A 16,274-nucleotide genomic window follows, 5' to 3' on the forward strand; every position below is an offset into this window, starting at 1 on the left:
GAACTGAAATGCTAAGTAAATTTTCAGCTAAATTAAAAAAACCGGATTTTAAATTTCTAAAAAATAAAAAGAATTTTGAGTTTAACAAAGAATCTTTTCAAAACTTGTTTAAAGATTTTGATTATAAAACATATTTTGATAAATATAAAAATAAATTTTATGAAATAATGGGTAATGAATCAGATAACTCAAACCATTTAGCAACAATGATAGAAAATATGATTCAAACAAGATACAATTTAAAAGGTGGATTCTCGGATCTAATAGCTAATGAAGCAAAATATGAAAGCTTTGTGAGAAGTTTAGGTTATGAATACTTTGATAGTTATACTGAATTACTAAAAAAGTATAAAGATACTTCAAGCTTTTTAGATGATAAAAAGCAAGAACTTTGTGCAAATATGTATATTATTACTTTGGAAGATATAAAAAATAAAAATAAAGTTCTAGGGATTAGAGACGTTGTTAATCTAGATTTTGATGTTCTTAGTAAGTTTTATTTCACAAAAATCGTAGTTCTTGGAGAAGGTGTTTTATCTTCTGTTTTTGGAGAAGATAGAGAGATTATATTTAATTCAAATGCTGATACAGAAAATGATGAAGAGATAAATAAATACTTTGATAAAATGATGGGGCAAGCCATACTTCTTGGAGCATCTGATATTCATATTCAAAAAACAAGTAGGTATGCATCTTTATGGTTTAGAATAGATGGTATAAAAGTAGATATGGGAACAATGCCTATTACTATTGCTAAAACTCTAAAAAGAAGACTAGTAACAATGGCTGATCAAGAAGATTCAGATTATGAATCAATAAATGGTGTTATAAACTACGACTATGCAAAGAAAAATATAAAATTTAGGTTAGGACTTATAAACTCTAAATTGAACTTTTCTCTAGTTATGAGGATGATTGGTGGAAAAGGTGTTGTTTCACATAATCTTTCAGGTTTAAATTATCCAGAAGAAACTATAAGAATATTAAATAATCTTACAAAATATGCAAATGGTATGATATTAATAACAGGACAAGTTGGTAGTGGTAAAACCCACTTAATGTATGCACTTCTTCAACAACTTGCAAGACAACAACAATACGTAATTACAATAGAAGACCCTGTTGAGTATGTTGATGAGTCATTTTTCCAAATCGATTTATCAGAGTTTGCAAGTGCTAGTGAAGAGTTTAAATATGGTTACCCTGAAGCCGTTGTTGATATTCTAAGACAAGATTCAAATATTATTCTAATTGGAGAAACCAGAGAACCTCAAACTGCTGCACAGCTTGTAAATGCATCAAATTTAGGTCAGTTAGTATTTTCTACTATGCATACAAACTCGGCACCTGCTACAGTCTCAAGAATGACTAGTTCATTAGGAATAAATGAAGGTGATATTATAGATAACCTAAGAGGTATTGTATCTCAAAGATTAGTTAGAAAACTTTGTAAATTTTGTAGCGTTCCAGATAATAATGGTGGTTATAAAAAAGTTGGTTGTGATGAGTGTAGCAATACAGGATTTAAAGGAAGGGTTCCTATTGCAGAGGTTGTAAGATTTAAATTAGGACAAGGTGGTGACTTTGAAAATCCTGCTGAATATATGACTGTGGAAAAAGCTGCAATGGCACAATATCATGCTGGATTTATAACACTTGAAGATGCAACTGCAATTATTAGAGGGGAAGAAGTATGGTACGATTAGCAATTACTGATTTTACTTCAAAAGAAGAGAGTGAATATTTTTATGTAAATGAAGAATATGAAACTTCTCAAAATATGTTCACATATTCAGGATTTAAAAAATATAGCGCCTATCTACCAAAAGAAGGTGATTATAAATTTTATTCTTTAAATTTACTATCAAAAAAGTATTTAGATAAAGACAAGTTTTTAATACATATTGCAGATGAAGAGTTTGTAATTTTATTTAATCATAAAACAATATATAGTGCTAAAATAAATCCTAATTTTATCACTGATGATATGGTTAAATCTATACTAATTTCAAAACATATTACAATGCTTAGTAGTGGAGGAGAACTTAATAAATTTTATTATGTAATTAATTCAAAATATCGTGCAGCATTAGAAATAATATTGAAACAAAATATAAAAAATGAACAAAAACAAGTTATTGCGGAATCTCTTGGAGATATTGAAGATTTAGTTAAGCCATTAAAAGATTTAGATACTCCAAAATCTCACTCTATAAAACTATCTATTTTAGTATTTTTATTTGGTGGTAGCTTTTGGCTAAGTGCTTTTGGACTTGATATGATTAAAGAAAAATATCTAAAAATAGAGTCTTTAGATCCTCTAAAACAAGAACTTAATTTTGAAGACAAATTTAAAAATAGACAAATGAAAACTTTAAATGATGCACAAGCTGAATATAATAAACTTACTGACTGTATTACATATAAAGAGGCTATTAAATGATAAGTATTAGTAATAATTCATTAAAAAAATGGTCAAAATATGTAGTTATATCAATATTTGCATACACTATATTTTTTATGACCTCAACAGTTATAGAATATTATCAAGCATATAAAGAAAAAGAACATCTTACAAATGAATTACAGATAAAAAGAGATGAAACAACATCTCTAAAACAAAAAATAAACGCTTTAAAAGAGAAGACTAAACTAATTCAAGAAAGTTACATTAAAGAAGATGAGATAAGAACAAGAGTTAGTGAAATTTTTGATAGAGTTTCATTGATTGATTATAAATTAAAACTACTAGATGTAAGAAATCAATGTATAGATAGAAATATTCTTGTTGTTAATCTATCTGCTAATAGTGAAAATGGTTTTAAAGCTGGAGAAGGAATTTTAAACTATTTGGGAGAAACTATAAGAAGTGAACAAAGCGAAAATTTATATTTTGTAAACTATATCTCAAAACCAAGAGATTTAAAATGAAAATACTTTTAGTTTTTTATTTTTCAATTTTTTCTATAAATTTATTCGCGGATAACTATATAGATTCAATAACTTTAACAAAAATAAAAAAACTTGTACAAAAAGAAGAAGAAATTGCTCTTGCTTATAAAGAATATCTATTAAAGAATGGAAAACTTCCATTAACAAATGGGGCTATTGATATAAAACTTTTAGATTTACCAAAAGGATTTGATACTATTAACCCTTTTGGTAAACAAATCACTCTTAATATTGATAATAATTCAACACCTACAAATAAAAAAGATGATAAACATAGAATAGATGGATTTAAATCAACAGATCCTATACTCAAATCAAATTTATATGATTATTACTATTCAAATAAATATAGAATTAATACAAAGTCTCCTCTAAGTATTAATAATAGTGATGTAGAAATTATCTTATCTTCTAAAGAAAAATTTATATATGAAAACAGTTCTAATGATTCTACATTAAATAAAATCACTACTACAGCTCCAAATAATTTGGCTAAAACTCCTAAAAACAAATATTATTTGGACAACAAGGGAGTTTTACATTGGTATGATTCAAATGGGAATTATAAATTCTCATATGATAAAGAATTACTTCTAGACGAAAGTGTAAGTTTACTAAATACAGATGGTACAGTAAATAGTACTTACAAAGATTTAGTAAAAGATATTGAATTCGCTGGAATGACAATACTACACAAAAAAGATGGTGTTGCTCAAGAATATATTAATATTAATATGGGAAATATAATAAAAGTTAATCAACAAGAAAGAGATATTGGTAAAACAGTTATTCTATTTAATAGAAGAGCTGGTGGGATGATAGTTAATGGAGATATCTATGCATGGGGAAATAATGGAAATGCTATAACAGGGATAGATGCAAAAATGACTTTATCAGGGAAAACATCAAATGGGATATATCCACTAATTACAGTACCTATTTTACATAAAGCAAAAATATATGAGACTGTAAAAATAGGTACAACTGATAAACTAAAATATTATATGGAAAATTATTATTCTTCTCCTAAAAGACCAAAATTTATAGATTTATTTGCAGGAGTTTATACTGGTACTTGTGGAATCACTACAAAAGGTGAGCTATACTGTGGTGGTACAACAGGAAATCAAAGAGATAATAATTCAACAACTCAAGGTGATTATACGGATGTAGATAAAACATCTACAGGAGATGGAGCAAGAAAAGGAGAACTTTTATATAGAAGTACTTATTTCGATGGAAGTGCTGGAAAAAAATTAAAAAAACATTTTGCAAATAATCAAATTTGGCATTTTTTAGGAGAAGATGGGAGAATTTATATTTGGGGGTCAAACACTTCTGGATTTGGTGCTTTAGGTACACCTCAAAATAAAACTCTCACTAATTATCAAGCAATACCTAATTTATATAATATTATTGATATGACCTACCTTACAACATTTGGATTTAGAAGAATTGGGGCATTAAGTAGTAGTGGAGAGGTTTATATTTGGGGAGTTGAAGATAACAATGGTTCAACAACAGATACAATTTATGGAAATTGCACAAAAACTTGGAAAAATACAAAAAATGTTTCAATTAATTATGATATGTGTGCGCCAATTAAAATAACAATTGAAAATTCAAATCTTTCAACTATACCAAATTTCAAATATATAAGAGGTGGGATAGATGCATTTATTGCAAAAGATGACGCTGGAGTATATTATAGAATTAGACAAGAAAAAAGTAAAAAAATAGAAGTTGATGATATAAGAAGCTTAATACCTCAAAAATGGGGATATAACTCAGTTGATGATCGAGAGATAATTTCAGCAGATATTTCAAGAACAGTAAATGATTTAACTAACTTAGTGAAAATAAGTAATGGTATAGTCTGGATAAATAGTAAAAATGAACTTAAAGGTGATATTTTTATTGCTGTAAATCAAAATGATGAATATTTTCTTGATTCTATAAAAAAAATAAAATGGAAGCAAATTAAAGTTATAGATGAAAATAATGGAATGTGTGGAATAGATATAAATAATCAAATGTACTGTTGGGGTAATCAATCATATTATAGAGTTGCTGGCTCAAATCAAAGATATAAAGTTGCAAGTACCTATTTTATACCTGTATTTAATACAAACTTATATGATTTATCAAAAGATTTTATGGTGGCAGAAGCAAGAGATGATTACATAACACCTATTAGCTCAAAAGAGTGGCAAACGACTATAGTTACGCAAGAAGGAATAACTCATTCTGATGCTTTTTTTATAAAATATCCAACATATATAGGTGGTTTTAATTATGAATTTGAATTTAAATAAGAGAGGAAAAATGAAAAAATTAGGATTAATTATTTTAATAGCTATATCAACTATTATAAATGCTCAAGAGACAAATGCTCCTACAACAAAAATAGAAGAAAAGCCTACTCAAAATGTTGATAAACTTGATATGTTAGATCAACAATCTAAAGAGTTTTTTAAATCAATAACTGGTTTAGAAAAAAGTTACCTAGAAGAACAAATACAAGAATTAAAAAACAAAAAAGAGGAAGCTGACAAAGGAATTATTCAAACAAACGTTCCTCAAAATTCTTCAAATACTCAAGGACAGGTTATAATGACTGAGGAAGAGTATGAAAAAAATGTATTTAATCACCAAAATGAAATAGCAAGAATTACAACTGATTTTGCAAGAACAAAAAAAATAAAAGATTTAAAAATCAAAAGTATGTATACGTTTAATGGTGTAGATTATGCTGTTTTACTATTAGATGATACAGAATCTGCCTCAAGAAATAAAACTAGCACCGAGCTTAGTGGAAATATCGAAGGAAGATATGTTGAAGGTGATAATATTCTAGGTCTAAAAATAATTGATATAAATACTAGAACAAAAAGTATAGAACTATATAAAAAACTTGATGAAGATACAGGTTATACAATATTCTTAAGTAATTATGGAATAAATGTTAGTAATTTGGAAAAAAGGGATAAAAACGACCCTAGATATACTCAAAATGCTCCTAAAAATATTACAAAGAAAACTGAAAGCTATTCAGACAATAAACCATATGAATCTTCAAAAAATATAGTAGAAAATCAATCTTCAACTAATTATGAACAAAAAAATAACTCAAGTGTTAAAAAAGTATTTGAAGATGTAAAACCTATAGAAAAAAAATCAGCATCAGATAAAATTTGCTATGTTGTAAATAGACAAAATTTAAATGTTAGAATCGAACCAAATGAAAACTCTAAAATTTTAAGAGTTTTAAAAATTAATGATAAATTTGTAGTTCAGAAATCAAATCAAGATTGGTTAAATATAGATACTATTTATAAAAAAATTTCAGGCGATGTAATGAATGTAAGTGATCAAAGTAACTGGGTTCAAAATACAAATGGATCACTAACTCAAACAGAATGTAATTAGGAAATATTTTGGAAAATACAAAAGATTATAAATCACAGATTTTTTCAAATATCTCAAAAGTAGAAAATGAGATAGTTATTCTAAAACAAAAATATAATAAGTTTTTTAGTATAGATCATATTTTTTCAAATGAAAATGGTGGAAAAACAAGATTAAATAGACAACTGTATAATGAAAATCATGAAGATATACAAACTTCTATTATGGAAATAAACTATATATTAGAAGAGTCATTAGGTTATTTAAAAGAGGAGTTAAAAATGCTCCTTGCTAAGTATAATCAATTTGAAAAACTAGATTTAAATGAATTTCTAATAGATGACAAAAATTTCTTTGAACTACTATCTATCTCTTTAAAAACTCAAATCATGGGTGGAGATTTAAAAAATAGATATATAAATGATATAAAATCAATAATTGATTTAAAAAATAGATTAAATAATCTTAAATACTTCATAAGTAATTTTGATACATCTACTTTTGATAGACATATTAATAAATTAGGTATTGAAGAACTTATAAATAGTTCTCTTATTTTTGAAGTAATTGACTCTTATGCACTACAATATGAAGAGCTATTAAAATTTGAATTAGAAATTATAAATTTCCAAAAACCAAAATATAAAATAAATTCTTTAAAACCTATAAATAATCTTTTAGAACTACACAGAAGAAAAGTTGATGATTATTTTTATGCAGATACAAGATATAAAATTATTCTAGATTTTGATACAAATTTTCAATTGAAAAGAACTGTAAATTTAAATCTTGCCTATGTTGAAAATATTATCTCAAATCTAATAGAGCAATCTTGTATGGATATTATAAAAAAAGAGTTAAAAAAAGGAAAAGTTCAAAAATTTATCTCAATTCTAATTAATTACAATAAAAACAAACTTCAAATTATTGTAAAAAACAATGGTTTTGAAGTTGGAGACATTTATAATCTTTTTATGCTAAATAGTGAAAATAAAACTATTATAGAAACAAAAAATTTAGTAAATTCTCTTAATGGTGAACTTTCGATAGAAACAAAAGAAAATGAAGGTATGCAATATAGTGTAGTTATTGATGTAAAAAATCAAATATAGAATAAAACTTCTATACTTGATTCACAGTTTTTATAAGCCTGCTGTTAAAATTAGATTACTTTTATTTAACTCTTCAGTTTTTCCAAAATATCTAAAGTCAAACTCCTCAAGATTATTTCCTAAAATTACTTTACTTAAAATATCTAAATATTTATTTGCAATTCCAGAATAGTTTAACATTGTTTTTGATAACACCAAACCAGAAATTTGTTGATTTTCCTCTTTATTATTATATCTTTGCTCTTGAAAAGATTTATAAGCCTCATTTCTATTTAAATTTAGCATATAAGCTTTTATAGAAGCTTCTAAAGATTCAAATACTCTAATAAAATGTGAAGCACCTTGATCTCTTCTTTTTGGAATAATTCCAAACTCTTTATCATAAGTCCAGTGACCAAAAATATTATTTGCTTCTTTTACAAATCTACTTTTACCCCAAGCACTTTCTACTGCTGCTTGAGCAAGTGCTAATGAAGGTGGAATAACATCTATTTTTTTGAGATACTCTTCTAAAGAGTAAATATTTTGTATGTTGTACTTTTGTTTGATTTCTACTAATTTTGCCAATAATTCAGCATCTTTTTGAAGTTCTAAGAATTTATTATTTAAAACATCTATTACAAACTCTCGCTCTTTTAATATAGCAATATTCTCTTGCTCAATAAGTTCATATAAATGCTCTAAAAAATAAGCTTTTGCAAGCTCTTTGTCTTTAATATTGTAAAACTCTTGCGGTAAACCTTTTGCACTTGCAATTTGAACCGCACCAGATATAAATAGACTAAGAAGAAGTTTTTTTGAATTTTTTAATAAAATTGTTAAAAACTGCATATTAGCCTTTAGTGGTCTCTTTTTTTAATTTCATATTATTTCTCCTATTAATTTTTCTACCTCGTCTTGAAGGTGTTTTAAATTATATGAGTTATCTATTACATATGTTGATAACTCTTTTTTCTTCTCTATGTCCATTTGATTTGAGATTTTTAAAAGAGCTTCTTCTTTACTAATATTGTCTCTTTTTTGTAATCTCTCAACTTGTAAATCTTTTGGTGTATAAACAACAATAGATTTACTAATTGGATAATGCATTTTTTCAAAAAATAGTGGAATATCTATAAAATAAGGTTTATTTTGTTCTTCACAAATTTTTGCTTCTTTTATAATTTCCTCTTTTATAAGTGGGTGTAGAAGTGCTTCTAATTTAAGCTTATTCTCTTCGTTAGAAAAGATTATCTTTCCCAACTCTTTTCTTAAAACTTTGCCATCTTGTACATATTGCTTACCAAACATCTCTTCTATTTTTTTAGCATTAATATCTAGTAGCTTATGTGCTATTTTGTCGGCATCTATAATAAGAAAACCATGTAGTTTTAGTAGATTACAAACAGTACTTTTACCAGTAGATATACCACCGGTTAGTGCTATTGCATTTTTAAATAAATTGTTATTCATCAAGAAATTATAGCATAAAAATAGCAATATAAAATTAAAGTGGATAAAATTTATCCTCATTATACCATTTTATGGACTCTTTGAAAGTTGTTAAAATATTTATAAATGATTTGATATAATGTAAGAAAATTATAAAAACAAATATTTAAAGGTAAAAAATGGCAACAGTTAGTTACAAAGATGCAGGTGTTGATATCGATGCAGGAAATCAATTTGTAGAAAATATTAAACCTTATGTAAAATCTACTTTAATTCCAGGTGTTTTAGGTGGAATTGGATCTTTTGCTGGAGCATTCGAACTTCCTAGCGGTTATAAAAAACCTGTTATTTTAGCAGGTACAGATGGTGTTGGAACAAAACTGAAACTTGCAATTGATGCAAAAAAATTTGATACAGTTGGAATAGATTTAGTTGCTATGTGTACGAATGATCTTCTTTGTAACTTTGGAGAACCACTATTTTTCTTAGATTATTATGCAACAGCAAAACTTGAAGTTGAAGAAGCAACACAAGTAGTAAAAGGAATTGCAGAAGGTTGTATTAGAAGCGAGTGTGCTTTAATTGGTGGAGAAACTGCTGAAATGCCTGGAATGTACAAAGAGGGAGATTTTGACTTAGCAGGATTTTGTGTTGGTATTGCAGAAAAAGATGAACTTGATAGAGTTGAAAGAGTTAAAGCTGGAGATGTTCTAATCGCATTACCAAGTTCTGGAGTTCACTCAAATGGATTCTCACTAGTAAGAAAACTTCTTTTAGAAAAATTAGGAATGAGTTTAGAAGATGATTTTCAAGGGAAAATATTAAAAGATGTTTTACTTGAACCAACAAGAATTTATGTAAAAGAGTTCAAAGCAAATAAAGATAAGATAAATGCACTAGCACACATAACTGGTGGAGGAATTACAGAAAATCTTCCAAGAGTTTTACCAGAAAATTTAACTGCTGTTGTAGATAGAAGTAAAATAAAAGTTTTACCAATATTTGAATTTATGAGTAAACATGTAGAACTTGAAGAAATGTATAGAACATTTAATATGGGGGTAGGAATGATTCTTGCAGTAAATCCTGAAAATGTTGATTCTATTTTAGCAAATACAGATGGTTATATTATTGGTGAATTAAAAACTGGTGAAAGAAAAGTAGAGTTTATTTAAACTTTACTTTTTAGTTAATATTTAATTTTAGGGGTATTAAATTATTCTTTTCATATATATACGCTGCTATACGGACTCAATTATAAATATTCTGCTTGAACAAAGTTGTGAATTATGAAGAAGATATTTTTACTATTTTTTTTCATAACATCACTATTTTCAAATAATCTTCAAAAAGTATCTCTTCAATTAATGTGGCTTGATCAATTCCAGTTTGCTGGATTTTATATAGCAAAAGAAAAAGATTTTTATGAAAAAGCTGGACTTGAGGTTGAATTTAAAAAATTTCATAACTCAACAAATGTCTTAAATGAAGTATTAGAAAAAAGAGCAGATTTTGGTATCAGTTCAACATCTTTAATAGTTGATAAATCAAAGAATAAAGATGTAGTGGTTTTAGGTGCAATTTTTCAAACATCTCCACTAGTTCTACTAGCTTTAGAAAATTCAGATCTAAACTCTTTAAAAGATTTAGTAAATAAAAGACTTATGATTACTCAAGAGCAACTAGAATTTGCAACATTTAAAGCTATGCTTATTAGTCAAAATATTGATATTAACTCTATTAAAATTCTTCCTCACTCTTTAAATGTTAATGATTTAATAAATAAAAATACAGATTTAATGCTATCTTATACAACAAATGAACCTTTTTTATTAAAAGAGAAAGGTTATGAAAGTAAGATTTTTTATCCTAAAGATTATGGATTTGATTTTTATGAAGATTTGATTTTTACAACTGGTGAATTTGCTAGGAACAATCCAAAAATTGTAAAAGATTTTTATGAAGCCTCAATGGAAGGTTGGAGATGGGCATTTGATAATCTAGAGCAAACTGTTAATATTATTTATGAAAAATATAACCCTCAAAACAAATCTAAAGAGGCTTTACTTTTTGAAGCTTTAGAAATGAAAAAACTTGTTTTTGATGAACATGGTGAAATTGGAAAGATTTCAAAAGAAAAAATAAATCTAATCATAAATACATATAAAGTTATGGGGCTTATAAAAAATGAAATTGATTTGAATACACTTTTATTTGAACATAACGATGATAATAATTTAAATCTTAAATTAAATAGTGATGAGTTAGCTTATTTAAAAACAAAAAAAACATTTTCTTACTGTTCCCATAGTAATTTAATGCCTTTTGAATCTATTGTAAATAGAAAACATATTGGTATACTTGAAGATTATATGAAACAAATCTCAAAATCTCTTAATATTGACTTGAAGTTTGTTCCTACATCAAATTGGCATGAAAGTTTTGAAAAAACTGTAAAAAATGAATGTGATATTCTAACAACAATCGCTTATAAAACTAACAGAGAAAATCTTTTAAATTTCACAAAACCTTACGTTGATTTTCCTTTTGTTATTGCAACAGATATTACAAAACCATTTATTGACGATATTAATAAATTGAAAGACGTAAAAATAGCATTAGTAAAAGGTTTTGCAACAAGTAAACTAATACAAGAAAAATATAAAAATTTCAAATTTGTTGAGTATCCATCTTTAAATGATTCCCTAAATGCAGTAAAAAATGGAGAAGTTTATGCAGCTATTGATTCTCTAGCAGTTATTGGATATGAAATACAAAATCATTTCCTTGGAGAATTAAAAGTATCTGGAAGAATTGATGAGCAGCTTAAACTACATATGGCTACGAATATAGAAAATAAATATCTTGCTTCGATTTTAGATAAAGCCCTTGATTCAATTAACGATAATCAAAAACATGATTTCTTCAATAAATGGGTATATTTAAAATATGAAAATAATCTTGATCGTGAACTACTTATAAAAATTTCCATTTTGCTTTTAATCATATTTATTATTTTTGCTATTATTTATAGATACTTTTTACTAAAAAAAATAAATAAAAATTTAGAAGATAAAATAGCATTTGAAATAAAACAAAATGAAGAAAAAAATAGAATTTTAATGCATCAATCAAAAATGGCAGCTATGGGTGAAATGTTAGAAAATATTGCACATCAATGGAGACAACCACTATCAACAATTAGTGTTTGCACATCTGGAATGGAACTTAAAAAATCACTTTCAAAACTAGATGACAAAGAGTTTTTTGATTCAATAAACCACATAAAATCTTCTGTTTCTTATCTATCAAATACAATTGATGATTTCAGAAATTTTTTAGATCAAAATAAATTTATATCTAGTGTTGAAACAAATAATCTATTAAAAAAAGTTCTAGATATTTTAAATCCTTCTTTTGCAAATCACAATATAAATGTCATAAAAAATATAGATGAATTTGAGTTTATATCTATCGAAAATGAATTAATCCAAGTTTTAATGAATATTCTTACAAATGCAAAAGATGCTTTAAAAGAATTGGACAATCAAAAATCTAGATATATATTTATTGACATCAAAAAAGAATCAGATATTAATTTAAATATAGATATTTACGATAATGGTTTGGGAGTAAATGGTGAGATTATAGATAGAATTTTCGAACCATATTTTACTACAAAACATAAATCTAAAGGAACAGGAATTGGCCTTTATATGTCAAAATTATTAGTTGAAACTCATCTTAAAGGTAAAATCTCAGTTAAAAATTATAAGTTTATCTATAAAGAAAATGAACTTTTAGGTGCAAAATTTAGAATTATCTTACCATTAAAAATAGATGTTTAGAAGAAAACTCTTCTAAACATTATAATAATTTGCCTCTTTGTTGTGAACAACAATTGCACAAGTTGTTTGCTCTGGGTGCATTTGGAATGTTTCACTAAGTTCTATTCCAAACTCTTCAGGATTAAGTAAATCAAAAATATCTCTATTTTGTGATAAATCTGGACAAGCAGCGTAACCAGGAGAATATCTACATCCAACATATTGCTTCATTTGAACATCACTTAATTTATGCCCCTCTTTTGGAACTATATTCCAGTCAAGTCTTATTTGTTTGTGTAATACCTCAGCTAATGCCTCAGCTAATTCAACTCCAAGACCATGAACTTGATAATATTTCGTAAATTCACCTTTATTATAAAACTCTCTCTCATAATCAGTAATTTTTAGCCCTGCACTTGCAAGTGTAAATCCAACAACATCTAATCTATCATTTGCAAAGAAATCAGCTAAACATCTAAATGGTTTTCTTCTTTGTCTTGGAAATTCCATAACTTTTATAGCCTCTTCTAAAGGTGGTACTCTTTTTGCCTCTTCAAGATTGTTAAAAAGATATTTTTTATCAAAAATATATAATTTATTATCATGAGATATACAAGGATAATATTCATAAATAGCTATTGGTTCAAATATATTTTTTGAAATCAATTCATCTTTTAAAGAATAATATAATGGTTCAACAATATCTTTTTCATATTTCATAAATGCTTCAGGTGTTTGTTTACCTCTTTTATATCCCCATCTTTGTCTAAATAAAACTCTATGGTTAATCCAAGAGAATATTAAATCCTTATCTAACGCATCACCTTTTTTAGCCACCCTATTCCAATATGGAGGAACGACAAAATCTCTTTTTGGCATTTGTATCTCTTCATAAGGAGGAATTTCTACTACTTCTTTTTCTATTTTGTCACTTGTATCAACTATTTCTATTAAATCTGCTGCTAGTTTTGTATTGTAGCTATCACCTTTTTCAATTCTTTGCATAGCAACTACACCATCAAAAGCATCTCTACAGTAAAATATCGGTCCATCATAAATAGTTCTACAATAATCATCAACGAAATTTTTTGTTAACGCTGCACCACCAAGAAGTACAGGAATTTTAAGCCCTAATTTTTGCATCTCTTCTAGATTTTCTTTCATAACAGCAGTACTTTTAACAAGTAGTCCACTCATTCCAATAGCATCTGCATTATGCTCTTTAGCCGCTTCTAGAAACTGATTTAAATCTGCTTTTATTCCAATATTTACTATTTTAAATCCATTATTACTTAAAATAATATCAACTAAATTTTTACCAACATCGTGAACATCACCTTTTACAGTTCCTATAACCATAGTTGTTTCACTACTTTTTTCTTGTTTTGGAAGATAAGGATTTAAAGCATCAACTGTTGTTTTCATAGTTTCAGCACTTTGAAGTACAAAAGGAAGTTGCATTTGACCACTTCCAAATAATTCTCCAATTACTTTCATTCCATCAATTAACCACTCATTTACAATAATCTCTGGTGCAACTACATCTTTTAATTCCATAACTAAAGGTATCATTCTTTCTTTATCACCATCTAATAAAAGTTTTTTAACTTTATCTATTGGTTCTAACTTTTGATACTCTTCATCACTTTGTTCATCTTGTGACTCAACATTTGAAAAGTGCTCTATAAACTTAAATAATGGGTCACCATCTTCTTGATTGTTAAAAATTAAATCATCACAAGCTTTTTTATCTTCTGGACTTATTTTATTTAGTGGAATAATATGTTTAACATTTACAATAGCAGTTGTTAAACCTGCTTTTACACAGTGGTCAAGATATATTGAATTTAAGTAAATTCTTGCATTTGCAGCTAAACCAAATGAAATATTTGACAATCCTAATGTAGTTCCAACTTCTGGATGTCGTAACTGAAACTCTCTAATTGCTTCCAGTGTATCAATTCCTGCAGTTCTATACTCATCATCTCCTGAACCAATAGTAAATGTAAGCATATCAAAAACTAAATCTGCGGGATCAAATCCATGTCTATTTACACATAAATCATAAATTCTTTCTGCAACTTCAAGTTTTCTCTCAACAGTTTTTGCCATTCCAATTTCGTCAATTACAAGACAAACTAAGGCTGCTCCAAATTTTTTTGCTAAAGAACAAACTGCATCAAATTTTTCTTCACCATCTTCAAGGTTAACAGAATTTATTATACATCTTCCACCAATTTGTTTTAAAGCAGCTTCAAGTGCTTTTATTTGCGTTGAATCTGGCATTAATGGTAATGAAATTTTTTGTGAATATAAAGATACAACTTTATCCATATCTCCAGTTTCATCACGTCCAGCAAATCCAACACTTACATCTATAACATGTGCTCCAGCACGAACCTGCTGTTGAGCAACACTTAGTGTTCCTTCATAATCATTTGCTTTTAAAAGTTCTCTAAAAGCCTTACTTCCTGTTGCATTACTTCTCTCACCAATTAGAAGTGGAGCTAGCTCTTGTTTTAAAGGAACTATATTAAATAATGAAGCCAAAGATGCTTTTAAATATCCACTAGGTTTTTTTGGAATCATTCCTTTTACAGCATTACTCAAAGCATTAATGTGTTCTGGTGTAGTTCCACAACATCCACCTAAAAATGAAACTCCATTTATTTCTAAAAAACCTTTTTGTAAAGTAGTAAATTCATCTGGCCCCATAGGATAATAACTCTTACCTCCCCTATTTTGAGGAAGTCCAGCATTTGCATGAACAGATATAGGAAACCTTGACACTTCACTTAATGCTTTTACGTGTTTTTGAACTTGAAGAGGTCCCGTACCACAGTTAAATCCTAAAGATAAAATATTAAATGGTTTTAAAATTGCTGCTATTGTTTGAGCATCTGTTCCTATTAGCATTGTTCCATTTAACTCAATCGTTACTGAAACCATGATTGGAATTTGTGGTGCCACATCATTTAATGCATGAAGCCCTGCTTTTATCTGTAGAGGATCTTGACAAGTTTCAAGTAAAAATATATCTGTTCCACCATCAGCCAAACCTCTAGCCATAGTTTTATAGCCTTCATACATTTCGTCATAAGTTATATGACCTAAAGATGGAAGTTTTGTTCCAGGACCAATTGATGCTAAAACAAATTTTGGATTATCTTCACTACTATATTTAGCTATTGCATTTTTTGCACTTTGCGCACCTAATTTTGATAATTCATAACTTAAATGCCCTATTCCATACTCATCTAAAACCCATGGCATTGAACCAAAAGTATTTGTACTTACTAAATTTGCTCCTGCCTTTGCATAATTTTCATAAATCTCTTCAAGAATTTCTGGCGCAGTTAGATTCAAAAGTTCATTACAACCTTCTAAATCTTTTTCTTCATACTGCCAAAACTCTTTTTTTATTTCTCTTGATTGAAGCTGTGTTCCCATAGCTCCATCTATTATTAAAACTCTTTTTTCTATTAAATTTTTTATTGTTTCTAACATTAATTCTCTGCTTTAGTTATAATTTTTACATCTATAA

General features: G+C 27.2%; 11 protein-coding genes. 8 read left to right on the forward strand and 3 right to left on the reverse strand.

All coding sequences use genetic code 11. The annotated features are described in order from the left end of the window. Positions 1 to 8: 8 nt before the first annotated feature. The 6 genes from ACBT_RS11225 to ACBT_RS11250 are packed head-to-tail and all read left to right on the forward strand — an operon-like array spanning position 9 to position 7,472. Entirely contained in the window at positions 9 to 1,706 is a 1,698-nt protein-coding gene (locus ACBT_RS11225; RefSeq protein ID WP_024774357.1) for a GspE/PulE family protein, read from the forward strand. Continuing rightward, a complete protein-coding gene (locus ACBT_RS11230; protein ID WP_024774356.1) occupies positions 1,694 to 2,443 on the forward strand; it encodes a hypothetical protein in 750 nt (249 codons plus the stop codon). The genes ACBT_RS11225 and ACBT_RS11230 overlap by 13 nt, the downstream gene beginning before the upstream one ends. Further along, positions 2,440 to 2,931 carry a hypothetical protein gene (locus tag ACBT_RS11235; RefSeq protein ID WP_024774355.1) on the forward strand — a complete coding sequence of 164 codons (492 nt, stop codon included), beginning with the start codon at positions 2,440 to 2,442 and terminating at the stop codon, positions 2,929 to 2,931. Before ACBT_RS11230 ends, ACBT_RS11235 begins: the two co-directional genes overlap by 4 nt. After that, the gene (locus ACBT_RS11240; RefSeq protein ID WP_024774354.1) at positions 2,928 to 5,267 is read left to right on the forward strand and encodes an RCC1 domain-containing protein; all 2,340 of its coding nucleotides are present in this window, start codon (positions 2,928 to 2,930) and stop codon (positions 5,265 to 5,267) included. Before ACBT_RS11235 ends, ACBT_RS11240 begins: the two co-directional genes overlap by 4 nt. 10 nt (positions 5,268 to 5,277) lie before the next feature. Further along, positions 5,278 to 6,381 carry an SH3 domain-containing protein gene (locus ACBT_RS11245; RefSeq protein ID WP_157833397.1) on the forward strand — a complete coding sequence of 368 codons (1,104 nt, stop codon included), beginning with the start codon at positions 5,278 to 5,280 and terminating at the stop codon, positions 6,379 to 6,381. Between the two features lie 8 nt (positions 6,382 to 6,389). Next, positions 6,390 to 7,472, forward strand: a complete 1,083-nt coding sequence (locus tag ACBT_RS11250) for a hypothetical protein (protein WP_024774352.1) — start codon at positions 6,390 to 6,392, stop codon at positions 7,470 to 7,472. 30 nt (positions 7,473 to 7,502) lie between these two features. Here the strand turns inward: ACBT_RS11250 and ACBT_RS11255 are convergent, their stop codons facing one another. Together ACBT_RS11255 and coaE are read right to left on the reverse strand one after the other, a co-directional pair. Next, positions 7,503 to 8,303 carry a glucosaminidase domain-containing protein gene (locus ACBT_RS11255; protein WP_024774351.1) on the reverse strand — a complete coding sequence of 267 codons (801 nt, stop codon included), beginning with the start codon at positions 8,301 to 8,303 and terminating at the stop codon, positions 7,503 to 7,505. Between the two features lie 30 nt (positions 8,304 to 8,333). Further along, positions 8,334 to 8,924, reverse strand: a complete 591-nt coding sequence (gene coaE / locus ACBT_RS11260; RefSeq protein WP_024774350.1) for a dephospho-CoA kinase — start codon at positions 8,922 to 8,924, stop codon at positions 8,334 to 8,336. Between the two features lie 158 nt (positions 8,925 to 9,082). Between coaE and purM the strand changes: the two genes are divergently transcribed. After that, complete coding sequence (purM, locus tag ACBT_RS11265; protein WP_024774349.1) at positions 9,083 to 10,078, forward strand: phosphoribosylformylglycinamidine cyclo-ligase; 996 nt, start codon at positions 9,083 to 9,085, stop codon at positions 10,076 to 10,078. Between the two features lie 114 nt (positions 10,079 to 10,192). Next, complete coding sequence (locus tag ACBT_RS11270) at positions 10,193 to 12,751, forward strand: ABC transporter substrate-binding protein (RefSeq protein WP_024774348.1); 2,559 nt, start codon at positions 10,193 to 10,195, stop codon at positions 12,749 to 12,751. 12 nt (positions 12,752 to 12,763) lie between these two features. On the opposite strand, the gene metH is transcribed toward ACBT_RS11270, so the two are convergent. Continuing rightward, positions 12,764 to 16,237: a methionine synthase gene (gene metH, locus ACBT_RS11275; protein WP_024774347.1), complete on the reverse strand. Its 3,474-nt coding sequence runs from the start codon at positions 16,235 to 16,237 to the stop codon at positions 12,764 to 12,766. Positions 16,238 to 16,274: the final 37 nt, after the last annotated feature.

The organism is Aliarcobacter cibarius, from assembly GCF_013372265.1.
In the GTDB taxonomy this organism is placed as follows: Bacteria; Campylobacterota; Campylobacteria; order Campylobacterales; family Arcobacteraceae; genus Aliarcobacter; species Aliarcobacter cibarius.